This window comes from Deinococcus cellulosilyticus NBRC 106333 = KACC 11606 (assembly GCF_007990775.1).
Taxonomy (GTDB): domain Bacteria; phylum Deinococcota; class Deinococci; order Deinococcales; family Deinococcaceae; genus Deinococcus_C; species Deinococcus_C cellulosilyticus.
The window spans coordinates 72,047-95,191 of record NZ_BJXB01000021.1; the positions used below are offsets into that span (position 1 = coordinate 72,047).

Genomic DNA, 23,145 nt, shown 5'->3' on the forward strand with positions numbered 1-23,145 from the left:
ACTACACAGGGGCCAGAATGCTGATGGTGGTGCCCTGCCTGAGGACACTGTGGGCGGAGATTTTGCCCCCATGCAATTCCACAATCGAACGGGCAATGGCCAGACCCAGACCTGAGCCTCCACCATTTTCTGGGCTGCGGGTCTCGTCCACCCGGTAAAACCGCTCAAAGATAAAAGGCAGTTTCTCCGCAGGAATCCCCACTCCGGTGTCCTGCACCTGCAGCATCACTCCACCTTCCACTTTTCTGGCGATCAGGCGGATCTCGCCCCCTTCAGGGGTGTAGTGCAGGGCGTTGTTCACCAGATTGCCCAGCACCTGACGCATGCGTTCCACATCCAGGCTCACTTCTGGCAGGTTTTCGTCGACCTGCAGGGTCAGTTTGATTTTTTGTTTCTCAGCACGGAAGGAAAACGCCTTCTGGATGCTTCTGAGCAGCACTTCTGGAGCGGTGGCGTCTCTGCTGAGGGTGAGCATGCCCGCATCTGCCAGAGAAAGCAGGCGCAGGTCATCGACCAGATTCTGCAGCAGCAGGAGTTCGTCGTAGACGACTTCCAGGCGCTCTTTGGTGGCCCCAAGTTTGCCCTGTTGCATGGATTGCACGTATCCGGAAGCGACAGTGAGGGGGGTGCCCAGGTCGTGGGCAATGTCCGCGATCATCTGGCGGCGTTGCTGCTCCGCTTTCACCAGCTGGTCGCTCATCTGGTTGAAGGCGCGGGTGAGGACAGCAACCTCATCTGTGCCCTGTTCCTGGACAGGCTCCTGGGCCTTGCCGTACCTGAGGCTCCGCACAGCGAGGGTCAGGCGTTCCAGGGGCCGGGTCAGCTGTCCAGCCATGGCTGCCCCAAGCAGGATCGCAAGGGCGAGTCCAATGGCTCCAGCCATCAGGATGGTGAGGTTGATGGCGTTCACCATCGCCTGCTGGTCGGGAGAATTCACCCCTGCTCCGGGCTCTTCGAAGGCTGTACCCACCACCTGCCCATTCACAACAATCTCTCTGGTGAAAAGGAAATCTTCTGGGTTCACCTGCTGTCCACGCTGGTATTTTTCGGTTTTGGACACCACATTTCCCTGAGGGTCAAAGACGCCCAGGCGTTTGTCGGGCCGCATGCCACGTTGCAGGTCCTCACGGGGTCTGCCTGCACCCTGAGGTCCTGGCGGTGGTCCTCCTGCTCCAGGCTGTCCTTCTCTCGCTGGAGGAGGGCCAGGGTCCATGCCCTCCCAGGTGCCATGCTCCTGGTAGAACCGCTGGGCGTTGTCTGCATAGGTGTTCACCAGGTTCTGGTGCACCGTTTTGTGGTAGGAATCGATGGCCACGTTGTGGGCCAGAATCCCGAAGACCAGCAGGCCCACCAGACATGAAAGGGCAAACCCGAACACCAGATTGAGCCTGAGGGAACGGGTCAGCAGTTTCATGGTTGCAGGGTTCTCTGGCTGAGGCGATACCCTGCCCCGAAGACGGTTTCAATGTATTTCGGGGTGCCAGAATCGTCCCCGAGTTTCACCCGCAGTTTGCGGATGTGCACGTCCACAGTGCGTTCCAGGCTTTCTGCCCCTCCACCATCGATGTGATCCAGCAGTTCTGCCCTGGAAAAGGTTTTGCCAGGGTGCTGCATGAAGTGGCTGAGCAGGCCATACTCCGAACGGGTGAGGGCCAGGGTGCGTCCGGCCTTGCTGATCACCTGCTGTTCGGGGTCCATTTCCAGATCCGACACGCGAATCATGCGCACAACGGTGTGCCCCTTGTCGTACCTGCGCAGCACAGCGCGGATTCGGGCGTTCACTTCATCCAGGTCGAAAGGCTTCACGATGTAATCATCTGCCCCGAGTTCCAGGCTGCGAATGGCACTGTCTTTTTCCAGTTTGGAGGTCAGCACGATGATCGGAATCTGGGCTTCTTTGCGGTAGATCTCCATGAAGCCGTAACCATCAAGTTCGGGCATCATCAGGTCCAAAAGGACCAGATCGGGTTTGGCATGGCGGGCCGTGAAAAGCGCAGTGCGGCCATTGTCTGCCACCACGGTGCGGTACCCCTCCGAGGAAAGGTAATCCTGCAGCATGCGCACCAGGCTGAGTTTGTCATCCACAATCAGAATCGTCTTCATTGCTTACCGCCTGCCTTCTGGTGGGTTTTCCTACAGGGTACTGCTTCTGTCCACCTCAAGAAGGAGATCTGCACCGGATCAAAACACCGAGAAAACACCTTCTTGCTGAACCCAGCATAGAAAACGGCTGTTAACAACTTGTTAACACCTCTGGTGTGAAATCAGATCAAGAAACGAAAGCGGACCCCAGATCCCCCACTCCACACCCGAAGAAAGCAGGCAACCATGAACACCCAACAGATCCGAATTTCAGGCTGGAACCTCAACGGAAAACACCTTCCCGAGTGGCTGAGCAGTCACCTCGGCAAACTGTGGCAGGGTGAAGAAGTGCGCTCTGCGGTGGAGGGAAAACTGGACATGGTTTACCTGCAAGAGGCCCCTGTGTTCCCTGAAAAAGGCCTGTCTTTCCAGTTCCAGACCCCTGCTGGAACCGTGGCCGGGCTGGACCGTCACGGCAAACTGTGGCTGGGGAATGTGCACAGTGGCCTGAGCCTGGAACACAGCAAAAAACGCATTGCCGTGCAGATGTGGGGCACCTTGCGTGGACTGGAAGCTCCCTTGCATGTCCTGATGCTGGAACTGCTGCGCTTCAGTGGTTTTGTGCCCCTGCGCGGCACCGTCATCACCCGAAACGGTCTGGGGTACCTGCAACTGGGCAGCATGGACCGCATGGTTTTTCAGGGGTACGACCTGCTCTGCGAAGGGCTCTGCTGGTATTCTCCCCGCGATGGCAGAATCTACGGGTTTGACCCCGCTTCACCTTCCCGCATCGTTTCTGTGATCCTGCACCAGCTTGTGGTCCTCAATCCTGAGCAAAGCAGTCACCGTGCCCAGCGTCTGGAACGCACAGATGCACTGTCTGCCCTGCAGGCCAATACAGGCACTGCCCTCTTCCAGACCAACCGCCAGCACACCGAATTCCTGATCAGAGACATGGTGCTCCAGCACGGGGTGTACCACTGGGCCATTCCCGGAAACCGTCCGCTGGCCACCGAACAGGCCTACAGGCTGTGGGAACGCTCCTCTTTCAGCCCCAGAAAGTTTGCCATCTGAGGGGCCTCAAGACAAAAAAATCAGCGCCGGGTGATGGTCTTCACTCGGCGCTCTTCAGTTGCAAAAGGCTTCCACGTTAGGCAAGAACCCCCTTCTGGTCCTGCTCGGCATCCAGAACGCGGGCGACATTGCGCAGCATCCGGGCGAGTTGCTGTCTCAGGGAGCGTCTGGGGAGTTTGCGGGCTTCACTGGCTTCTTGCCACATGGCGTTCAGTTTCTGGTGGGCCTGGTTGTTCATCAGGTACTCGTTCATGTTCTCTCCTCGCTTCTTGTCTCTTATTATCCAGTGAAAGATGTCCTGCCAACAGCCGAAACTGGCGTATGGGCAGCTAAAGTGATGCACCTAGAGGGAGGTAAGCCGTTCAGGTTATGGCAGGCTGGTCTTCGTCACAGACAGCAGAAACCCCTTGAACCGGGTGCAAGAATTTTTGCATCAAATTTCGCATTCATGGAAAACGGGTCATCCGAACATGGATGACCCGGCAGGTTGTGAACTGCTTCTTATTTGATGAACTTCAGGACTTCCCGCGCCACCCGGTTCCCGCTCTCCACGGCCCCTTCCATGTAGCCCTGGGCAAATGGGGAGGTGTGCTCTCCTGCGAAGTACAGGCGTCCCAGACGCTCTCCCTCTGCACCCCGGATGCTGGTGAACTGACCGATTTTGTAGCAGGAATATGACCCGAGCTGGTGGGGCTTGGTGGGCCAGTGCATCCGCACGGCATTTCCGGTGTAGGCCTGCTGCACCCCCGGGTAAAGGGTTTCCATCTGCTGGATGAAGTCATACGCCTGCTCCTGGGGAGTGCCTTCCCCGGATTGCAGACCGATGGTTCCTCCGGTGAAGCGGGTCAGAACGGCCCCCTTCACCTTCTGGCCTTTGGTGGTTTCCCAGCTTGTCTGGAAAGGCAGATCCGTATAGGTGCTGCCACTGTAACCATACTTCGTTTTCCAGATGGGCTGGGTCAGGCCCACCATCAGTTTGCTGTTGGTGCCATATCCAAGTTCCTGAATGGCCTGACGCTTGGCCTCAGGGAGATCAATTTTGATGTCCAGGTGCCGCATCACACTGAAGGGAATGGTGAACACCACATGGTCGGCATACACGCTGGGTCCCTCTTTGAAATCCAGCTGGTAACGGCCAGATGCGGTCTTGCTGACCCTTTCGAGCACGCGGCTCACGTGGATCTGGCTGTTCACCTTCTGGGAGAGGCGTTTTGGCACGGCCCCACTGCCCTCGGTGATGTGGTAGGCCTCGTCACTCTCCCCATAGATCTGCCACTCTCCGGGGTCCGTGCCGATCAGGTACAGCAGGTTGGTGGCGCTCTGTTCTGCGGCATCCAGACCATATTCGGTGGTGTAGGCCAGACTCAGCATGTCCTTCATGACCTGATCGGCCTCGATTTTCTCCAGGTAGTCAGGAATGGAAATCCAGTCCAGTTTCTCTGCACCACCAGGATTTTTGTAACTCACCACATCCAGATCAACGTTTTCCAGATCTGCATCGATTCTCCTGGCAATGGGTCGGAACATCCGCAGCAGGTCTTTCTCGGTGTAGCGTTTTCCGCCAAAAAACCAGTCTTCGGACTTCAGGCCTTTCTCGGCAGCTTTCAGGTCGGTGAGGTGCAGGCCCAGTTCTTTCGTCAGGGTGATCAGTTCCTCGTGCCCGGAGTCCACCAGTTCACCCCCGAGTTCAATGACCTCGTTCATGCCGAAAGTGTTGTAGGCGCTGAACATGCGCCCTCCCATGCGGCTCGAAGCCTCGTAAATGTCGGCGTGAATGCCCTGTTGCAGAAGGCGGTAGGCGCAGGTCAGACCAGCGGTTCCCCCTCCCACAATCACCACGCGCTCCTTGACCTTGCGGGGTTTCGCAAAAGCCACAGGCGCAGCAGTCGCTGCCACCGTCACGGTTGCCGCTTTCAGGAAATCACGGCGGCTGATGGTGCTTTCCGAGGGTTCCTGGGCTTCCTGCTTGCTGCGGGCATAAAGTCTCTTCAACTCACGTAAAAACGGTGTACGCATGGGCCTCTCCTCTGCTGAAAATCTGTTCTTTCAGCCTAGCAGAGAGACTGTGAGGTTGGGTACCTTCGGGTCACAGCAGAGGGGGATTTAAGGGCACTGGGAGGTTGGTGGTCTTTTTGCCGAGGGCCGAGAGCCGAGGGCCGAAGGCTAAAGGCAGGGGGCGGTGATGGGGTGGCAGAAGGCAGAAAGCAGAAGGCAAAAGACACCCATCTGGCCTTCTTGTTGCAAGGATCAAATGAGTCGGTGGACCTGATCCACAGGCTGTCTTTCGTGAATGAGGGTTCCTGCAGGAGCACCCTTGCGGCGCAACAATTCCAGCAAGAGTTGCACCGCCTGGGGGGTCAGCTCAGCATGGGCAATCTCAATGTCCAGCACAGCAACCCCATCCCCCATGCCTGCACCCGTGACTTCGCCCAGTTCAGAACGGTAAAGCATGCCAGAGATCCAGCCTTCAAAGTCGTCCCTGGCATCAAGGTCAAAATCAGGACCTGTGGGAAAAAGCACTTCCAGAAAACCTTCTTGCATGAGTCAGGATAACAACAAAACAGAGGACCCACCAGTGATCCTCTGTCTTTTGCCCTCGGCTTTCTTTCACTGCTGCACAATCACTTCAAGCTCTTCCTCGGTCAGGCGCAACGCACTGAGGCGCTCTGCCCGGATGATTGCCCGGATGTCTTCCACAGCCCTGGAAACATCGTCGTTCAGGACGCAGTACTTGAACTCGTGGGCCATCAGGATTTCGCTTCTGGCTTTGGCCAGACGTTTTTCGATCTTCTCCAGAGATTCCGTTGCGCGGCCCACCAGACGGTTTTTCAGTTCGGTGAGGCTTGGGGGCATGATGAAGATCAGAATGGCTTCGGGCATGGCCTGTTTGACCTGCATGGCCCCCTGCACTTCGATTTCCAGCAGCACATTTCGGCCCATCTGGAGCTGTTCTTCAACGGCGGCTCTGGGGGTGCCGTAGTAATTCCCCACAAACTCAGCGTGCTCAAGGAAGCCCAGTCCCGAGTGAATCTCAGATTCAAATTCATCACGGGTCTTGAAGAAGTAATGGACCCCGTGTTCCTCTCCGGGGCGGGATTCGCGGGTGGTCCAGGAGATGGAGTAGTGGTAGTCTTCGATTTTTTCCAGTTCCTGGCGGATGGTGCCTTTGCCGACCCCACTCGCGCCAGTCATCACCAGCAGTAATCCGCGTTTCTGTGCCATGGCTTTTTCTTCCCTTTCAGGGGACTTCCAGCAAGTTTAACAGGTTTCGGGCGGAAGTGTATACCAGATCACACGGAATGAAAGAGCAGAAGGCCATGAGAGTTCCAGCAACACCCTCTGAGTTGATTCTGGTGAAAGCCAGAGCTTTGTGTCCTTCTGGCCATCAGATTATCAGCAAAATCTGCTTATTTTATCAGCATTTTATGCTAATATCTCTGCATGAACGAGGAAATCCGCAAAGCCATCCAGGAGGTGCTGTACCAGAAGCGCATCTCCCAGGCAGACCTCGCACGCAGGCTGGACAAAACCCCACAGGAAATCAGCCGTGCCCTCAAAGATCCCATAAGGGGAGGCAAAGTGCCTGAACTCTGGCAGGACATTCTCGATGAACTCGACCTTGAACTCGTGATTCGGCCCAGGGCCAAAAGGCAGGCCTCGTGACCCGGGTGTATCCCCTGAGGTATTACGGAGATCCCATCCTCAGGAAACACTGCACCCCCATTGCTGACCTGCAGCGTGTCCAGACTGTCCCTGGTTTTGGTGCTGTTTCCATCAAAGACCTCGCTGAGAACATGATGGAAACCATGTTCGATGCTTACGGGGTGGGGCTTGCTGCGCCCCAGATCGGTTTGCCCATCCGCATGTTTGTGGCTGCCGAATACCACAAAGATGGGCCCGAAGGGGACATCCCCCTCAGTGCCCAGGTGAAACGCCACATCGTGGCCATCAATCCCACATTGGAAATTCTGGACCCCACCCTGAGGGCTTCACACACCGATGGGTGCCTGTCCATGCCGGGCATGTGGTCTGACGACGTGCAGCGTCCCACCGCCATCCGTCTGACCTACACCGATCAGGACGGAGAACAAAAAATCGAGGAAGCAGAAGGGCACTGGGCCCGCGTGTTGCAACACGAATTTGACCACCTGAACGGCAGGCTCTACATTGACCTGCTGCCCCCTTCGTACCTGCAGGAGCACCGCAAGACCATTGCCCAGTTGCAGAAAAGGGCAAAGGCCTACCTGAAAGCCATCGAGAGCAAACGCTGATCTGGAACTTTGCTGTAAGGCCGATTGGCGGATGCACCTTTAAAAAGCCTCCGGCACAATGAGACGTGATGTTTACTCCTCCATTTATTGAGAAATTGCAGTTTGCAAAAAAGATTCTCCTGGCAGGAATGGGAGGCGGATTCGATGTCTTTTGTGCCTTGCCGCTGTACCACGCCCTCAAAGCACAGGGAAAACAGGTGCATCTGGCCAACCTCTCTTTTACGGCCCTCAGAGCGACCAGAGCCCGCGAAATTGAAGAAGGTCTTTTTGTGGTCAGCCACCGCACACCTGTCACTGTGGGGTATTTTCCAGAAGCTCACCTGAGCCAGTTTTTGCATGAGCAGGGGCATGACAGCACCATTTACGCTTTTGAAAAGCGCGGTTATCGCCAGTTGCATGCAGGCTATCAACATCTGGCAGACGCCCTGGAAGTGGACACCATCGTACTTGTAGACGGGGGCACAGACTCTCTGATGCGGGGGGATGAGGACGGTCTGGGCACCCCTGAAGAGGACGCCCTCAGCCTGGTCGTCGTGCGGGATGTGGAGCATGTGGAGCAGAAACTGCTGGCCTGCATTGGCTTCGGGGTGGACACCTTCCATGGGGTGTGCCATGCCCACTTTCTGGAAAGTGTGGCTGCCCTCACCCGCAGGGGCCACCACCTGGGGACCTTCAACCTGCTACCAGACACACCCGAAGTCCAGTTCTATCAGCAAGCCCTCGATTTCACCCACGCATCCATGCCTGACCGGATCAGCATTGTGAATTCCTCTGTTCTGGGCGGCATTCAGGGAGATTTTGGAGACAGGCACTACACTGAGCGCACCCGGGGCAGTGAACTGATGATCAATCCGCTGATGGGCCTGTACTGGACCTTCGACCTGATGGGTGTCGCAGAGCGCAACCTCTATCTGGATGACCTGCTTCACACCGAAAGCATGGGGGATGTCTGGAGGGCCATCGAGCGCTTCAGGAACCGTCTTGCAGAAATTCGGCCCTGGAAAGACCTGCCTTTCTGATGGGCCCGAGTTCCTTTCAGGACGATGAAGTTTCCCTGCTGCGCTTTCTGACCGACCTGCAGCAGACAGCCCACGGCCCTGTTCCCCACCCTGGAGATCTGGTGTGGTGGATGTACCAGAGCCCTCTTTTCAAACCAGAAACATCCATTCAGTTGATCAGGAACAACCAGCAGGACATTCAGGCTGTGGTGTTCTCTGATCCTCCAGAGTGGGCCTCTCTCACCGTGCATCCTGACCTGCAAAACCCGACAGCAGCGATTGAGGCTGCTGAAGATCATGCCAGACAGCATGGACGTCAAGAACTGACCCTTCGCACAGGTTCCGGCCAGCCTGATTTTGAAGAGCTGCTGCTCAAACGGGGGTATGTGCCTTCACCTCACAAAAGTGCTCTGATGGAGTTTGTTCCTTTACCGCAGGTGCCTGCTCCTGTGCTTCCAGAGGGTTACTGCCTTTCCAACATGCAGGGGCTTCAGGATCTTCCAGCAAGGGTGAAAGTCCATCAGGAGGTGTGGAATTCCAGACGCTTTACCCTGCAAGCATTGAAAAACATCCAGAGCCACCCCCTGTACGACGCCGGGCTGGATCAGGTGGTGGTGGCTCCAGACGGCAGCCTCGCAGCTTATGCCCTGATCTGGATGGAAAGCGTTCATGGCACAGCCACTTTTGAACCTGTCGGGGTGCATCCCCTTCACCAGCGAAAAGGACTGGGGAAGGCGGTGATGCTGTCTGGGCTCAGGGCTTTGCAGGACAGGAGTGCCACCCGCATCACGGTTTCCACCCGTGAAAGCAACACCCCAGCCGTACAGCTTTATGAATCACTGGGTTTCAAAACCACAGGGCATTTCCTCAATTACGGGCGAAGATTTACGGATTAAGCTGTCAGGCGCATGGCGAGAAGCCTTTCAGCAGGCAAAATGAAACCCATGCGAAACATTGTCCTGGGCATTGTAGAACACCATGGAAAAATACTTGTCTACCAGAGCACCAGTCCCGACACGGGTGTTTCATTCTGCCGTCCGCTGGGTGGGGGCATTGAACATGGAGAATACGCTGATCAGGCCCTCAAGCGTGAGTTTCTGGAGGAACTGGGCACCGAAATTGAAGTGCTGGAGAACCTCGGTGTGATCGAGGAGGTTTTCCTGTGGAATGGAGAACTGGCCCACCAGGTCTTTTTCCTGTACAGAATTCGACTGCTGGACCCCCAATTTTACAGTGACAACCATTTTCCAGTGCTGGACGATTCCATCACAGCCCTGTGGAAGCCCCTGAAGGACTTCCACAGGGGTGAAAGGCTGGTTCCGACTGGTCTGCTTGAGCGGATCAGCGCTTGCGGGGAAGCTGAACCTGTCCTTTCACCTGATCAAAGTTGATGTCACCAGAGCCGTCCTGACCCACAGTGAAGTTGCCTGAGATGTCATGGGCACCGATGTCCCCCGAATCGTCTTCACGGATCAGGACATTCCCCTGGATGTGCTCAATCTGGATCTCTCCCGAGTCATCGCTGGTGATGGTGGTGCTTCCTGCATTGCGGATGATGATGTCTCCACTGCCATCCCGCCCAATGGTGACGGGACCTGAAACCTGCTCAATGAGAATGTCTCCGGAATCATCACGGTCAATTTTCACTTCTTTTTTGACGTTGCGGATGGCCATGTCACCAGAACCGTCTTCTTCAATGCGCACTGTGCCTGCGATGTCGGAAAGGTCCATGTCTCCAGAGTCATCCTGAATCTTCAGGTTGCTCACCTTCTGTACGAAGATGTCTCCACTGTCGTCCCGGATGCTGACCTTCATGCTGGAAGGCACATCGATGTTCAGGTGCAGGGCCGCCTGCTGGAACAGGGAAACCCTGGGCACCTGGGCGTCGATGTACAGCACGTTTCCAAGCACGCGGGTGGTGAACTTGATCTGGTTGAGCAGGGCCTTGTTGTTGGTGCAGGCCAGTCCCTGAATGGCAATGCTTCTGGTGGTGCCCCCATTGACGCGAAGGTCGCCAGATTTGGAATCAATGCGAACTTCGGTGATGTTTTTGCTCTGAAGTTCACGGTTCAGGTCTTTTTGCAGGCTGCCCGCAAAACCACAATTCTGGGCGGCGGCGTAGGATGTCAGGAACAGGGTGGGGACCAGCAGGAGTAAAGGACGCATCTTGAATAACCTCGATCAAGAGTGTATTCAGATTCCGTCCGAAAGAAGTCCTTCTTCAGGATGAAAAAGGATTAAGCCATAAGGCCTAGATGCTCCACATCAAAACAGCACCTCAGGCTGTGGGCCCGGGTGCTGAAAAAGTAAGGTCCGTTGAGCTTGCCGGGGTTTACTCGGCAACCACCCAGAACTGTTTTTCTTCCTTGACTTCATCCATGATCTGGCGCAGTTCATCCTGGCTGACCTGGCTTCCCTGCTGGCCCACGTCCTGGCCCTGGTCCTGCTTGAATCTGTCTTCTCCGCCCTGGTCGCCCCTGAAGTAGCAGGCGAATTTCACAGAGTTGGCAGAGAGACCTTTTTTCTCTTCAATCTTGCGGGCCACAAGTTCCTGGAACTTCTCCTGGGTGGCCTGGATGTCGATGTTGAAGCGGTTGTCCTGGGTGAAGATGTTCTGTTCATCGAGGTATTTCAGTGTGAGTTGATTGACAGCGGTCATGGTGTCGTCCTCCTGTGTCCGGGTGCAGCATCTCTGTGCAAGACCCGGCGGAAATGTCCTTTCCAGTGTGGATGAAGCCTGTTGTGGTGTAAGTCAAGGATCACACAAAAACCATCTGTATTGACAATATTCGTTTTAACGAATATCCTGATTCCCAGGAGCAGTCCCTGCTTCTGGAGAAACGACCATGCCTGAAACAGCAAAAACCTCTCTTGAGCATCAGACCTATCTGGCACTGGTCCGCACCCTGCAACACCTGCACCAGCAAACCGCCCTGCTCTTCAAAGAAAAGGGCCTCAGTGGTCCACAGTTCAATGTGCTGCGCATCCTGCGGGGTGCAGGCCCTGATGGGGCCACCTGTGGTGAAATCATCCAGCAACTGCTGGACACCAGCAAGGACCCGGATGTCACCCGTCTGCTGGACAATCTGGAAAAGCAGGGCCTGATCCACAGGTCCCGCAGCCAGCAGGACCGCCGGGTGGTGCTCTCCAGCATCACCAAAAAAGGGCTCGACCTTCTGGCACAACTCGATCAGCCTCTGCTGGACCTGCACCAGCAACAGTTCCAGCATCTGGGGCAGGATAAATTGCAACAGCTTTATGACTTGCTGCAGGAGTTGCACCCAGGCCAGTGACTTTTCCCACCCCATTCAACCCACAGCAAATATTCGTTAAAACGAATTTCCTCTCAACAAAGGAGACAGCACATGAACGAGCAAAACCTCCAGCGGTTTCAACTGGCCCTCACCGTCCTGCGTGTCCTGATCGGCATCATCTTCATGGCCCACGGGTACCAGAAGTTCTTCGAGTACACCATCCCCGGAACCACCGGTGCTTTTGGGCAGATGGGTGTGCCTCTGGCAGGTGTGATCGCACCTGTGGTGGCCACCCTTGAACTGGTGGGGGGACTGGCCCTGGTGACCGGATTCCTGACCCGCATCACCGCTGGTCTGCTGGCCCTCAACATGCTGGGTGCCATGGTGCTGGTGCACCTCAAAGGTGGGTTCTTTGCCCCCAACGGCATTGAACTGCCCCTCTCTCTGATGGCTTCCACCGTTGCCCTTGCTCTGGGTGGTGCAGGTGCTTTTGCACTCGATGGCCTGCGGAAACGCGAGCAACAGGTGGTTCGGGCTTAAAACCACCTGGCCCCTTCAGTCCCTCTGCCTCAGGCAGGGGGATTTTGCTTTGCAGGTCTGTGGCAAGGAACCTTACCGTACAGGAGAAATGGTCACAGCTTGACAAAACTAATACTCATAGTTTATAAACTAATTATGTTAGTTAATACACTCACTGCCCCCCTGGAGGCACCCATGAACACCCAATTCCTGAAAACAGACGAAGGCACCCTGGCTTTCGATGACACCGGAGGCCACGGCAAAGTGGTGCTCTGCATCCCTGGCATGGGAGACCTGCGCAGACAGTACCGTTACCTTGCCGCAGATCTGGTCCGTGCTGGACACCGGGTCATCACCCTGGACATTCGAGGACACGGTGAAAGCAGCACAGGATGGTCCGAATACACTGCAGAAGCCGTCACCCGTGATGTTTTTGCACTGCTCGACCACCTGAAGATCGAGCAGGCCAGCATTCTGGGCAATTCCTTTGCTGCACGCTCTGCCATTTACGCGGCATCCCAGCAACCTGAACGCATCCAGAGCATCGTTCTGCTGTGCCCGGTGGTGCGCAACCTGCCCATGCCCTGGTACATGGACCTGATCATCAAAGTGGCCTTCGCCGGACCCTGGAACACCTCCTTCTGGATGATGTACTGGAACAGCCTTTTTACGTCCAGAAAACCCGCAGACCATCAGGCCTACATGGCAAACCTGCGCAGAAACATTGCACAGAAAGGCCAGATGGACGCCCTGAAAGCCTACATGCAGCCCTCAAAGACAGATGCAGAAGCCCTGCTGGGCACCCTGAAAACCCCTGCCCTGGTGGTGATGGGCACAAAAGACCCTGACTTCAAAGACGCAACCCAGGAAGCAAAGACCATCGCAGAGAAACTTCACGCAGACCTGATGCTGGTTGACGGTGCAGGACACTACCCCCACACCGAACGCCCGGAAGAGGTGTCTCCCAGAATTCTGGACTTCCTGAAGCAGGTGAAGTGATGCCCCGCAAAGGACTGGATCGGGAACAGGTGCTGGACGCTGCAGAGCAGATTGCCAATCAGGAAGGCCTGCAGGCTTTGACCATTGCCCGCCTCGCAGCAGCCCTGAACATCAAACCCCCCTCTCTGTACAACCACATCGAAAGCCTGGATCAACTGATTGATGGCCTGACCGTGCGGGGCATGCGCATGATGATCGACCTGACCCGCGACGCTGCGGCAGGAAAATCCTGCAAAGACGCCCTGTGCGCAGTGGCCCACGTTCACAGAAATGCCGCCAGAACCCGTCCAGGCCTGTACACAGCCACCCAGGTCAGTGTGCAGAAATTCGGGCCAGAAGCCCAGGAACTGGCAGGCGTCTACCTGCAGGTGATCCTGTCGGTGCTGCAGGGCTACCACCTTGAAGAAGAACAGGCCTTGCATGCCGTGCGCATCCTCCGTGCCCTCCTCAAAGGCTTCATTGACCTGGAACTCGGAGGAGGATTCGGCATGCCCCTAAAAATCGATGAAACGTTTCAGGTGATGCTCGACACCTTCGATGCTGGCCTGAGACGCACAGGAGGCTGATCACACATGGACTTCAAAGTGCTGAACCTCGCTTTAAGCTTCCTGATCGAACTGGTGATGCTGTGGGCGATGGGCCTCTGGGGATTTCAGATGGGCAGCACTCCCCTGCTGAAATGGCTGCTGGGCATCGGGTTGCCTTTGCTGGTCGCAGTGTTCTGGGGCATGTTCATGGCCCCAAAAGCCCTTTATCCTCTCCCAGATGGCATGCACCTGTTCATGCAGGTTGTGCTGTTTGGACTTGCCGCCCTGGCCCTGATCTTTTCAGGGAAAGTGCAACTGGGAACCGGGTTTGCAGTGGTGGTGGCGGTCAATCTGGCTCTTGCAGCCCTCTGGAAGCAGTGAAAACTACCTCCAGGCCACAATGTTTTCTTCTGGGAACTCAGGAGCCATGATGCCCCAGGAGTCCTCACCATCCACCAGACGCCACTGGTCCGATTCGATCAGGTCAGAGAAGTCCTGAAAGAGCTTTTCCTCAATTTCATGAAGTCGCTCAAATTCCTCTGCCTCAATCAGCGGGTATTTCTGGGCCGTCATGCGCCTGTAGGCCTCAATCTGCCGGGTCAGGTCGGACGCCTCCGGGTCAAAGACCTGCTCAAACTTGCCCCAGTTCCAGGGAAAATCTCCGCCTGTGCGGGTGATGGTGCCGATTTCGAGGTCTCCGTAAAACAGACGGTACATGCAGGCATTCTAAAACGTTTCCCAGACGGATGCGGAAACTGGAACACCAGAGAAGCAAACAGTTTACAGTAGACAGTTCAAGGCAAACCGGAAAAGCTTTTGCCTTCAGGCCCTTTCAGGCAAGTCAGGACAGGCCTGTCCTGCACCTTCTCGCTGTCAACTGTGAACTGTATGCTGTGAACTTCGGAAAACAAAAATCCTCCCCAGGTCAGGGGAGGATAGCGCAGCAAGGAGGGGCGGGGTTACGCCTTCACAGGCAGGATGCCCTTGACGGTGTTCACCACATTTTCGGTGGTGAAGCCGTACTCTTTGAACAGCTGGTCGGCAGGACCGCTGGCCCCGAAGCCCTGCATGGCGATGATGGCTCCGTCCAGACCCACAAACTCGTGCCATCCGAGGGGGCTGGCGGCTTCGATGGCGACGCGCTTCACGCCGGGGTTCAGCACGCTGTTTTTGTAGCTGGCGTCCTGCTCGCGGAAGAGTTCCATGCTGGGCATGGAGACCACTTTGGCTTTCACGCCTTCGGATTCCAGGGCCTCGGCGCTCTTGAGGGCCACGGCCACTTCAGAGCCGCTGGCAATCAGGATGACATCGGGATTCTCCACGTCGCGCACGGGGTAGGCCCCTTTGCGGACCCCTTCGATGTTGCGGGGCAGGATGGGGAGGTTCTGGCGACTGAGGGCCAGTGCGCTGGGACGGGTTCTGTTTTCCAGGGCCACGATCCAGGTTGCGGCGGTTTCGTTGGCGTCTGCAGGACGGAACACCAGCACGTTGGGGGTGGCGCGCAGGGCAGCAAGCTGCTCGACAGGCTGGTGGGTGGGGCCGTCTTCTCCGAGGCCGATGGAGTCGTGGGTCAGCACGAAGATACTGCCAATGCCCATCAGGGCGGCCAGACGCAGGCTGGGTTTCAGGTAGTCGCTGAAGATCAGGAAGGTGCCGCCGTACGCGCGGATGCCGTACAGAGTGATGCCGTTGAGGGCTGCGGCCATGCCGTGTTCGCGCACCCCGAAGTGGATGTTGCGGCCACTGTAGTCGCCCTTCTTGATCCAGTTCACACCTTTCAGTTCGGTGTTGTTGGAGGGGGCCAGGTCGGCACTTCCGCCGATCAGGCCAGGGAACACTTTGGCCAGGGCGTTGAGGGCCTGTCCAGAAGCTGCACGGGTGGCGAGGGGCTTGTCGAAGGTGGGCAGGAGGCTTTCCACATCGGCAGGCAGGTTGCCTTCCAGCACGAGTTTCAGTTCTGCGGCTTCCTGGGGGTACTGCTCAGCGTAACGGGCAAACAGGTCATTCCACTCGCTCTCGAGTTTTGCACCCTGCTCGGTGGCGTTCATGTGGGCTTTGACTTCTTCGGGGATGTAGAAGTCTTCGGTGAACTCCCAGCCCAGGTTGCTCTTGGTCAGTTTGATTTCTTCTGCACCCAGGGGTGCACCGTGGGCGTCGTGGCTGTCGGCTTTGTTGGGGCTACCGTGTCCGATCACCGTGCGCACAGCGATGATGGAGGGCTTGTCGGTGACGGCCTGGGCAGCCTTGATGGCTTCTGCAATTGCAGCAGTGTCGGTGCCGTCTGCAACTTTCTGCACGTGCCAGCCGTAGGCTTCGAAGCGCTTCATGCTGTCATCGGTGAAGGCAATGTCGGTGTGGCCCTCGATGGAGATGCCGTTGTCGTCGTACAGGTAGATCATCTTGCCGAGGCCCAGGTTTCCGGCGAGACCTGCAGCTTCGTGGGAGATGCCTTCCATCAGGTCCCCGTCGGAGACGATGGCGTAGGTGTAGTTGTTGAACAGCTCAAAGCCTTCTCTGTTGTAGCGGGCAGCAAGGTGGGCTTCTGCGAGGGCGAAACCCACGCCAGTGGCGAAACCCTGGCCCAGAGGTCCGGTGGACATTTCCACCCCTGCGGTGTAACCATACTCGGGGTGGCCGGGGGTTTTGCTGTGCAATTGACGGAAGTTTTTGATGTCGTCGAGAGAGAGGTCATATCCGGTCAGGTGCAGCAGGCTGTAAATCAGCATGCTGGCGTGACCTGCACTGAGAATGAAACGGTCGCGGCCCAGCCATTTGGGGTTCTTGGGGTTGTGGCGCAGGAAGTTCTGCCACAGGGTGTAGGCCATGGGGGCCATGCCCATGGGGGCACCGGGGTGACCGGAGTTTGCTTTTTGAACAGCGTCCATCGCCAGTGTGCGGATGGTGTTGATGGATAAAGTTTCGAGGCTCATGGTTTCTATTCTAAAACCATCCGCGTTCAAATTGTGTCATTAACACACAAACAACCGGGGGCAAATTCACAAATTGCGTAGACAGGACACAAAAAGCCACTTTTAATTTGGTGTTTTCTGTACACTAAGGGGGTCAAATGCAGTGCCACAAACAGGAGTGAGCGCTCACATTTGAGGAGGTTTTTCAGAGAGATTCATCCCTCAAATCACCTGGAGATCTGTATGGCTTGAACCCAGAACAAGTTTGAATGGCTGTCCAGAACACCCCACATGTTCCCGGAGTGGAGACACCATCAGCCTTATGCAGGAGGGTTGACCCTTTTGTCTGCTCCCTGCACCCCTTATGCTCAGGTCATGCACCGTCAGCAGATTGATCTTGCAGAAGCCATTGACATCCTGAAAGAGACCCTGCCCAGGCCAGCCTCTGAAACCCTTCCCCTCACACAGGCTGCAGGACGGGTGCTCAGTGCTTCCCTCTCTGCAAAAGTGGACCATCCCAGCGTGGACGACAGCGCAATGGACGGCATCGCCTGCAGGCTTGAGGACAGCCAGAGCACCCCGGTCACCCTGAAACTTATCGGAGAATCCAGAGCAGGAGAGGGTTTCTCTGGTGGGGTTGGAGCAGGGGAATGCGTACGCATCTACACAGGAGCTCCTGTTCCCGCAGGGGCAAATGCCATCTGCAAAGTGGAAGACCTGCAGATCGAAGGAGATCAGGTGACCCTGCTGCACCCTGCCCGCAGCCAGGACATCCGGCACAGAGGGTCTGATTTTCAGGTGGGTCAGGAAGGCCTGCAAAAAGGAGATGTTCTCTCCCCTGCCCGACTCGCCCTTGCCGCCAGTATGGGGTACAGCGAAGTGCCCGTGTACCGGAAACTCCGGGTGGGCATCCTCTCCACCGGAGATGAGGTGATCGAGGCAGGTCAGCCCTTGCAGCCCGGGCAGGTCTACGATTCCAACCGCTACGGCATTTACGCCCTGCTTCTAGAAATGGGGCTGGAGCCTGTGCTGCTTCCCCACGCCACAGACCACATCGATGAGGTCAAAAAGAACCTGCAAAATGCCGACCTGGATGTGCTCCTCACCTCTGGAGGGGTCAGCATGGGGAATTACGACATCGTGCGGGACCTGCTCTTTGGCGAAGGGGAAGTCAAATTCTGGAAGATCAACCTGCGCCCGGGAGGACCTGCCCTGTGTGGGCTCTGGCAGGGCATTCCTGTACTGGGGCTGCCAGGAAATCCTGTCTCTGCCCTGGTGGTCTTCGAGGTGCTGTTCAAACCTGCCATTTTTGCCCTGCTGGGTCGCACCGATGCCCCTCACCGCAAAGTGCGGGCGCGTGCCCTGAATGCCTTCAAAGCTGTTCCCAGAAAGACCGCTTACTGGAGGGCACAACTGAATGCTCAAAACGGCGAACTGGTCGTGCAGGACCTGAATGCTCCTCTCTCCAACATGCTCAGAGGTCTGGCCCACGCCAACGCCCTCGTGGTGGTGGAGCCAGGACAGGCGGTGGAGGCAGGAGGCCTTGCAGAGGTGATCTGGCTGTGACCTTCAAATCAGGAAGAATGGAATGCCTGTTCTGCTGATTCCTGAGGACTTCACAGAGCAGGACTGGTTCAACCTAAGCCATAAGGGATGGGCAACCTTTGAAGTCAGGCACCTTGAGCACATCTATGAAATTGAGTTTTATGATCCTGTTCGGCTGGGCCAGGATCTGGAATCCATGGGCAACTGCCTGATCTTCTCCGGGCTGATCGTCTTGAAAGAAGTTGCCCTTCCAGAGATCCTGAAAGCCCTTGATCTTGCTGAGAAGGAAGGGCTTTTCAAATCCCTGAAACCGATCAGAACTGCAGGGGGATGATCACCCCTCGTCTCGGCTCTTTTTCACCAGTGACCGGTACTCTGGCAGGGCACCTGAATACCCCGACAGGATGCTCAGGGGAACACCCCCTCCAGGGTGCACGGTTCCGCCCACCTGACGGAGGTTTTTCACCCCTTCGATGCTCCAGCCGTACCTGAGTGCCCCCTTCAGGCCATGGGGAGCGCGGCCATACAGTGCTCCCGAGTAGGCCGCTTTTGCATAGTCCTGGGGGGCCATCACGTTGTACTCCCGGATGCTCAGGGGGTAACGCTGTTCCAGCAGTTTGAGGATCTGCTCGGCGTACCCTTCCTTGTTGGGGGTCTCCAAAGGGGGACTGTTCACCATGATGAAGGCTTTTTTGCCTTCGGTGTGCACGTAGATGGTGGGATCTCTGGGCATGCGGTCGGCCTCGATGTCTGCCCATTCCTGGCGGTAATTCTGCGGGAAGATCACCTGATGGCCCAGCGGACGGTCCTCGAACAGGTGGGCCTGCAGGGTGAAACCACTGATGGTCAGTTCTTCCTGCGGAAGCTCCTTGCCCAGTGCCCTGAGGGTGAAGTTGCGGTCCATGCTGCTGACCACCCAGTCGGCCTGAAAGTCTCCTTTGTCGGTCTGAATGCGGGTGACACGGCCCCCCTGCACTTCCATGCCCTGCACTTTCGTGCCGTACACGAATTCCACCCCCCTGAGTTTGAGGGTTTTCTCAAGGCTCTGGGCCACTGCAGCAAAACCACCCTGCACATGCCACACCCCAAGACCGAGTTCCACCCAGGCAATGTTGTGCAGCACCGCAGGGGCCCGGTAAGGGTTTGCTCCCATGTATGTGGCGAACCGCAGGAAGAACGTCTTGAGGTATTTCCCTGCGGGCTCCAGAAGCTGTTCCAGGGTCATGTTGGGTCGGGCTTTCAGACCATGCTTCAGGCCGTACTGCATCAGGGCAGGCATGCCCGGTGGAGGCCCGAACAGGAAGGTGTCCTTTGCCCCGTTGTACATGTCGCGGGCCAGGAAGAGCAGGTCCTGGTAGGTGTCCGCCTCGCTGTAGTTGAGTTCCTGAAAGGTGCGCTCCATGTTGCGGTAAGGCCGGAAGATGCGCCCATCTGCGTACTGGTAGGTGGTGGTCGGGTTGATCTCTTTGAAGGTGGGCGGAACGGCATGCAGGCGGTTGAAGAGTTCCCGGATCACCTCGGGCATGGTGACCACGGTGGGTCCGGTGGGAATGCCATGCCAGCCTTCGGCCTTGCCTCCGACCTGGGTTTTCTGTTCCAGAATTGTGACTTGATGTCCTTCGAGGAGGAGCCGGGTGGCTGCTGCCAGCCCTGAGAATCCTGCTCCGATCACCACGCATTTCATTTTGTTGCTCCTCAGAAACTGCTCTGCCTGTGCGTTTTCCTTTGGTCGGAAAACCGTCGGTGTTTTCTTTTCTGGACAGTCTCTCAGGTCAGCGTACCTGAGCCCTGACCAAGTTTGATCTGCCCTTGCCCTTCATGAATTTAGCAAACATTAACGTGAGTAATGTCGCCCTTTCCAATTGTATTTTTTCTGTAAGGCACGCCAATAAATGGGTAAGGAAAGCAGTGGACTGATGGGTACCGTGAACACCTCAAGCAGGTCTGCTCTTGTGTTCCTTCCCGAGGTGAGGTTGACCACCAGACGCTCTGCAAGCCCCATCCACAACAGGGGCCTGAAAGCAGGCACCAGCAGGGGCAGGGTGTAGGCACTGAGGTGCAGAAATCCCGAAAGCAGCAGGAAGAACACCTTGTTTCCATGAAAAGCCCGCAGGTTCTTGCCGAAACCTTCGAGCACCTCCTGGTACCCGTGGTACATCCGCACGCTGATCAGGTCCTGCCCGAGGGCGAGAGAGAGTTTCCCTCCGTGCTTTTTGATGCGCCGGGCCAGATCCACATCTTCCAGCACGCTTTTTCTGACCCCTGCATGTCCGGAGATGCGCTGGTAGCTCTCTCTCCTGAACACCATCACCTGACCGTTGCCTGCACTGGCTGCCGCAAAAGGAAGCCTGATGAAAAGATAAGGGAAGAAACACAGCAGAACGTCATCAATCAGAGGAACAAGCGCACGTTCTGAAAGGGTGTGGGTTTCCTGCCTGGGGTATACGCTCAGCAGGTCGGCGTGGGATTCCTGCATTCGGGTCAGCACCGCCTTCAGGGAACCTGCGTGCCAGAACACATCTGCGTCGGTGAAGACCAGCAGGTCTCCTCGGGCAGCCAGAGAAAGCTGATGGCAGGCCCAGTTTTTTCCCACCCAGCCTGCAGGAAGGGGGGAACCCGCAATCAATTTCAGTTGCGGATGGTCTTTTTGCAGCCCGCGCACCACTTCAGCGGTTTCATCTTCAGACTGGTCATCAAGCACCAAGACCTCTGTGGCCTGCTGGGAGAGCAGCAGAGGCAGGGTTTTTGAGAGGTTTTCTGCTTCGTTGCGGGCCGGAATCAGCACAGAGACCCTGGGTTTTGCCACAGGTGCTGCACGTTTCAACCTGGGAAAGATCAGGGCATTGATCAGGGCAATGGCCAGTTTGGTCAGCAGAAAAGCGGTGAGGAACCTTTTCACCCCAACCTCAACAGTTTTTTCAGCAGCAGACTGGCCAGGTTCAGGCGTTCAGAGTCGCTGCCCACCCCGCGCATGATCTGCTGGTAACCCGCAAGGGGCGTTTCTGGATCACACACAAGGAGCGCCCCATCCAGTTCTGCAAGCAGACGGTTGATGGCCTCCCCCACTTCCGCTGGAGCACAGGGCACACCCAGAGAAATGTAGGCTTCGGGATGCTGGTGGCCGCGCAGGACCACCCTCAGGGCAACAGGGACCACCTCACAACCCGAATGCCGCGCAAACCACTTCACACCTGGGCGCAGGTCTTTCACAGGGCCTGCAGGACGCATGGCCCCTTCTGGAAAAAGAATCAGTGGGCGTCCACTTTTTAATGCCTGCAGGGCTTCCCGCAGGTTCAGGTGGGAAATCGCCCCAACAGACTTTAAAAAAGGGTACTTCTGCAACTGTCGATCCAGCATGAGCAAAGCTGGCTTTCTGGAGGCATGCCAGCAGAGTTCTCCCATCACGTAGCCATCCCACCAGGAGTGGTGGTTGGGCACCAGCAGCACAGAAGCGGTTTGCAGGGTGCCCCTCAGGTACACGCCCCTCAGGCCTTTTCGTAAGGTGTGACGGATGACGGTTTTGAAGAAGATTTCCAGGAGTGAACCCAAGCCAGCCCTCCCATCAGGGCAAGAGTGACGAATCCCGCAGGATAAATGCCCAGCAGCAGCAGTCCTGTCGGCAGGAAAAGCGCTTCAATGCGGTAAGCCCATGCAAAATCAGAGGTTTTCATTTCAGGAGCGAGTCTTTTCAGCAAAAAGGCCAGGGCCACCCCCACCCCATACCATGCCATGAAGTTCTGCACGGGAACCCCGTAGTAGCCACTCCAGAGTTGCCCCTCCTGCCAGGACCAGTACCCTTCCCGGACCATCAGGGGTTCCAGGCCGAGGTCCCAGGCCACCAGCAGGAGCCCGGTGATCCAGGGATTGCCTTTCGCCAGCAAGTACGCAGAGAGGGTCATGGCCCACCATCCCAGAGGCACAATCAGGGGCACTCCAAAGAGGGTCAGGCCCGGAGGATCATAGGTGTAGTGACCAAAGGGAAAACCTGTCCGGCTGCCAAGCACCTCTACACCCAGCCCAATTCCAAAAGTCAGGGCAAAGAGCAGGAAAGCTTTTTTCCCGACGTTTTCAAAAGCCCACAGCAGGGCCGCCACCGCCAGAGCACCTGTGGAAAGGGTGGCCAGCAGCGGAAAACCATCTGGCCACAGAGGCACCGGAATCTTCAGCAGCGCATAGAGGGCCACAAACAGGGTCCAGGGGCGCACGGACCTTGCCAGCCTGAACCAGCGTTTCAGGGCTTCTGGATGCAGGAAAAGCAGCAGGCCCTGCACCACCAGCAGGTTGGTGATCAGAAAAAAAGTGGCCTCTTCAATGGGCAGCCCAAAAGGTTTGAAGGCAAAAGAGTATTTTGTGCTGATGTCCCAGATGCCAAAAGTGTTGATCGCCAGGGCATCTGTGATCCACAGGTACACGGTGGGCACCATCAATCCCACCCAGAACACCTTCCTGTTGCTTAAAATCAGGTCTCCTCCAAAGGCCCACTGGAAGGCAATCACCGGGCAGGCCCATGCCAGAATCAGGCCCATGTAGTACCCGGCCTCTGTGAACAGCAGACCTGCCCCCAGAAAGCTGAGCGCTCCCCAGAAGAGGGTCCCCCAGATGCGTGCAGACTGGAACCCCAGTTTGGGGCTTCCCCAGCGTCTGAGCAGAAAAAACACCCACAGTCCTGCGATCAGGGGCTGCACCAGAAAGAAAAAGTACTCCTCAATGGGCACGTATCCGATCACCATGCTGACCCGCTCGGGTGGGTACTGCCACACCCCCTTGTAGATCAGGAAGTTGTCCCAGGGGGTGGTGTAAACCAGGGCCAGCAGGGGCAGCAGGAAATAGAAACGGAGTGCCCAGCCGTTCTCGGGGCGATAATGTCCTGCCAGGGGCTGTTTGCGGGTTTCCCTGAGGGTCACCAGCAAGAGCAGGGCCAGCAGGGGCAGGGTGAAAATGAAGTGGTATTCCCAGTACGTCATGCT

The 23,145-nt window shown here is 56.7% G+C and carries 27 protein-coding genes; 13 read left to right on the forward strand and 14 right to left on the reverse strand.

Annotated elements, in window-relative coordinates; genetic code table 11:
• Position 1: 1 nt before the first annotated feature.
• Both DC3_RS20265 and DC3_RS20270 read right to left on the reverse strand, forming a co-directional pair.
• A complete protein-coding gene (locus DC3_RS20265; RefSeq protein WP_146887592.1) occupies positions 2 to 1,414 on the reverse strand; it encodes a sensor histidine kinase in 1,413 nt (470 codons plus the stop codon).
• On the reverse strand, positions 1,411 to 2,103 hold the full coding sequence (locus DC3_RS20270; RefSeq protein ID WP_146887594.1) for a response regulator transcription factor: 693 nt from the start codon (positions 2,101 to 2,103) through the stop codon (positions 1,411 to 1,413). The genes DC3_RS20265 and DC3_RS20270 overlap by 4 nt, the downstream gene beginning before the upstream one ends.
• Positions 2,104 to 2,328: 225 nt before the next feature.
• Between DC3_RS20270 and DC3_RS20275 the strand changes: the two genes are divergently transcribed.
• On the forward strand, positions 2,329 to 3,156 hold the full coding sequence (locus DC3_RS20275) for a hypothetical protein (RefSeq protein WP_146887596.1): 828 nt from the start codon (positions 2,329 to 2,331) through the stop codon (positions 3,154 to 3,156).
• A gap of 76 nt (positions 3,157 to 3,232) precedes the next feature.
• On the opposite strand, the gene DC3_RS29290 is transcribed toward DC3_RS20275, so the two are convergent.
• From DC3_RS29290 to gmk, 4 genes are all read right to left on the reverse strand, one after another.
• Positions 3,233 to 3,409: a hypothetical protein gene (locus DC3_RS29290; RefSeq protein ID WP_186816154.1), complete on the reverse strand. Its 177-nt coding sequence runs from the start codon at positions 3,407 to 3,409 to the stop codon at positions 3,233 to 3,235.
• 248 nt (positions 3,410 to 3,657) lie between these two features.
• Positions 3,658 to 5,172 carry a flavin monoamine oxidase family protein gene (locus tag DC3_RS20280; protein ID WP_146887597.1) on the reverse strand — a complete coding sequence of 505 codons (1,515 nt, stop codon included), beginning with the start codon at positions 5,170 to 5,172 and terminating at the stop codon, positions 3,658 to 3,660.
• A 231-nt stretch (positions 5,173 to 5,403) separates the two neighbouring features.
• Entirely contained in the window at positions 5,404 to 5,697 is a 294-nt protein-coding gene (locus tag DC3_RS20285; RefSeq protein ID WP_146887599.1) for a hypothetical protein, read from the reverse strand.
• A gap of 66 nt (positions 5,698 to 5,763) precedes the next feature.
• The gene (gene gmk / locus DC3_RS20290; RefSeq protein WP_146887601.1) at positions 5,764 to 6,378 is read right to left on the reverse strand and encodes a guanylate kinase; all 615 of its coding nucleotides are present in this window, start codon (positions 6,376 to 6,378) and stop codon (positions 5,764 to 5,766) included.
• 219 nt (positions 6,379 to 6,597) lie between these two features.
• Between gmk and DC3_RS20295 the strand changes: the two genes are divergently transcribed.
• The 5 genes from DC3_RS20295 to DC3_RS20315 all read left to right on the forward strand — a co-directional run bounded on the left by DC3_RS20295 (position 6,598) and on the right by DC3_RS20315 (position 9,816).
• Positions 6,598 to 6,819 (forward strand): XRE family transcriptional regulator, encoded by a 222-nt coding sequence (locus tag DC3_RS20295; RefSeq protein ID WP_146887603.1) that lies wholly within the window; start codon positions 6,598 to 6,600, stop codon positions 6,817 to 6,819.
• Positions 6,816 to 7,427: a peptide deformylase gene (gene def, locus DC3_RS20300; RefSeq protein WP_146887605.1), complete on the forward strand. Its 612-nt coding sequence runs from the start codon at positions 6,816 to 6,818 to the stop codon at positions 7,425 to 7,427. The genes DC3_RS20295 and def overlap by 4 nt, the downstream gene beginning before the upstream one ends.
• 68 nt (positions 7,428 to 7,495) lie before the next feature.
• Positions 7,496 to 8,446: a DUF1152 domain-containing protein gene (locus DC3_RS20305; protein ID WP_146887607.1), complete on the forward strand. Its 951-nt coding sequence runs from the start codon at positions 7,496 to 7,498 to the stop codon at positions 8,444 to 8,446.
• Positions 8,446 to 9,321 carry a GNAT family N-acetyltransferase gene (locus tag DC3_RS20310; protein ID WP_146887609.1) on the forward strand — a complete coding sequence of 292 codons (876 nt, stop codon included), beginning with the start codon at positions 8,446 to 8,448 and terminating at the stop codon, positions 9,319 to 9,321. The genes DC3_RS20305 and DC3_RS20310 overlap by 1 nt, the downstream gene beginning before the upstream one ends.
• 48 nt (positions 9,322 to 9,369) lie before the next feature.
• On the forward strand, positions 9,370 to 9,816 hold the full coding sequence (locus DC3_RS20315; protein WP_186816155.1) for an NUDIX domain-containing protein: 447 nt from the start codon (positions 9,370 to 9,372) through the stop codon (positions 9,814 to 9,816).
• On the opposite strand, the gene DC3_RS20320 is transcribed toward DC3_RS20315, so the two are convergent.
• Both DC3_RS20320 and DC3_RS20325 read right to left on the reverse strand, forming a co-directional pair.
• Positions 9,767 to 10,591: a DUF4097 family beta strand repeat-containing protein gene (locus DC3_RS20320; protein WP_146887613.1), complete on the reverse strand. Its 825-nt coding sequence runs from the start codon at positions 10,589 to 10,591 to the stop codon at positions 9,767 to 9,769. The genes DC3_RS20315 and DC3_RS20320 overlap by 50 nt on opposite strands.
• A 166-nt stretch (positions 10,592 to 10,757) precedes the next feature.
• Positions 10,758 to 11,084 (reverse strand): hypothetical protein, encoded by a 327-nt coding sequence (locus DC3_RS20325; RefSeq protein WP_146887615.1) that lies wholly within the window; start codon positions 11,082 to 11,084, stop codon positions 10,758 to 10,760.
• A 187-nt stretch (positions 11,085 to 11,271) separates the two neighbouring features.
• Here DC3_RS20325 and DC3_RS20330 point away from each other — a divergent pair, with 187 nt between their 5' ends.
• From DC3_RS20330 to DC3_RS20350, 5 genes are all read left to right on the forward strand, one after another.
• Positions 11,272 to 11,718, forward strand: a complete 447-nt coding sequence (locus DC3_RS20330) for a MarR family winged helix-turn-helix transcriptional regulator (protein WP_146887617.1) — start codon at positions 11,272 to 11,274, stop codon at positions 11,716 to 11,718.
• A 72-nt stretch (positions 11,719 to 11,790) separates the two neighbouring features.
• A complete protein-coding gene (locus DC3_RS20335; protein WP_146887619.1) occupies positions 11,791 to 12,219 on the forward strand; it encodes a DoxX family protein in 429 nt (142 codons plus the stop codon).
• A gap of 174 nt (positions 12,220 to 12,393) precedes the next feature.
• Positions 12,394 to 13,197 (forward strand): alpha/beta fold hydrolase, encoded by an 804-nt coding sequence (locus DC3_RS20340; protein WP_186816156.1) that lies wholly within the window; start codon positions 12,394 to 12,396, stop codon positions 13,195 to 13,197.
• Positions 13,197 to 13,763, forward strand: coding sequence for a TetR/AcrR family transcriptional regulator (locus tag DC3_RS20345; protein WP_146887623.1), 567 nt, complete (start codon positions 13,197 to 13,199; stop codon positions 13,761 to 13,763). Before DC3_RS20340 ends, DC3_RS20345 begins: the two co-directional genes overlap by 1 nt.
• Before the next feature lie 6 nt (positions 13,764 to 13,769).
• On the forward strand, positions 13,770 to 14,105 hold the full coding sequence (locus DC3_RS20350) for a YrdB family protein (RefSeq protein ID WP_146887625.1): 336 nt from the start codon (positions 13,770 to 13,772) through the stop codon (positions 14,103 to 14,105).
• Between the two features lie 3 nt (positions 14,106 to 14,108).
• Here the strand turns inward: DC3_RS20350 and DC3_RS20355 are convergent, their stop codons facing one another.
• On the reverse strand, positions 14,109 to 14,441 hold the full coding sequence (locus DC3_RS20355) for a hypothetical protein (RefSeq protein ID WP_146887627.1): 333 nt from the start codon (positions 14,439 to 14,441) through the stop codon (positions 14,109 to 14,111).
• A 242-nt stretch (positions 14,442 to 14,683) separates the two neighbouring features.
• Positions 14,684 to 16,654, reverse strand: a complete 1,971-nt coding sequence (tkt, locus tag DC3_RS20360) for a transketolase (RefSeq protein WP_146887629.1) — start codon at positions 16,652 to 16,654, stop codon at positions 14,684 to 14,686.
• A gap of 354 nt (positions 16,655 to 17,008) precedes the next feature.
• Here tkt and DC3_RS20365 point away from each other — a divergent pair, with 354 nt between their 5' ends.
• The gene (locus DC3_RS20365; RefSeq protein WP_146887631.1) at positions 17,009 to 18,199 is read left to right on the forward strand and encodes a molybdopterin molybdotransferase MoeA; all 1,191 of its coding nucleotides are present in this window, start codon (positions 17,009 to 17,011) and stop codon (positions 18,197 to 18,199) included.
• A 22-nt stretch (positions 18,200 to 18,221) separates the two neighbouring features.
• Positions 18,222 to 18,512 carry a hypothetical protein gene (locus tag DC3_RS20370; RefSeq protein WP_146887633.1) on the forward strand — a complete coding sequence of 97 codons (291 nt, stop codon included), beginning with the start codon at positions 18,222 to 18,224 and terminating at the stop codon, positions 18,510 to 18,512.
• On the opposite strand, the gene DC3_RS20375 is transcribed toward DC3_RS20370, so the two are convergent.
• The 4 genes from DC3_RS20375 to DC3_RS20390 all read right to left on the reverse strand — a co-directional run bounded on the left by DC3_RS20375 (position 18,513) and on the right by DC3_RS20390 (position 23,142).
• Positions 18,513 to 19,862 carry a phytoene desaturase family protein gene (locus DC3_RS20375; protein WP_146887635.1) on the reverse strand — a complete coding sequence of 450 codons (1,350 nt, stop codon included), beginning with the start codon at positions 19,860 to 19,862 and terminating at the stop codon, positions 18,513 to 18,515.
• 150 nt (positions 19,863 to 20,012) lie between these two features.
• Positions 20,013 to 21,077: a glycosyltransferase family 2 protein gene (locus DC3_RS20380; protein WP_146887637.1), complete on the reverse strand. Its 1,065-nt coding sequence runs from the start codon at positions 21,075 to 21,077 to the stop codon at positions 20,013 to 20,015.
• Positions 21,074 to 21,727 carry a lysophospholipid acyltransferase family protein gene (locus DC3_RS20385; RefSeq protein WP_186816157.1) on the reverse strand — a complete coding sequence of 218 codons (654 nt, stop codon included), beginning with the start codon at positions 21,725 to 21,727 and terminating at the stop codon, positions 21,074 to 21,076. Before DC3_RS20385 ends, DC3_RS20380 begins: the two co-directional genes overlap by 4 nt.
• The gene (locus DC3_RS20390) at positions 21,664 to 23,142 is read right to left on the reverse strand and encodes a carotenoid biosynthesis protein (RefSeq protein ID WP_146887641.1); all 1,479 of its coding nucleotides are present in this window, start codon (positions 23,140 to 23,142) and stop codon (positions 21,664 to 21,666) included. Before DC3_RS20390 ends, DC3_RS20385 begins: the two co-directional genes overlap by 64 nt.
• Positions 23,143 to 23,145: the final 3 nt, after the last annotated feature.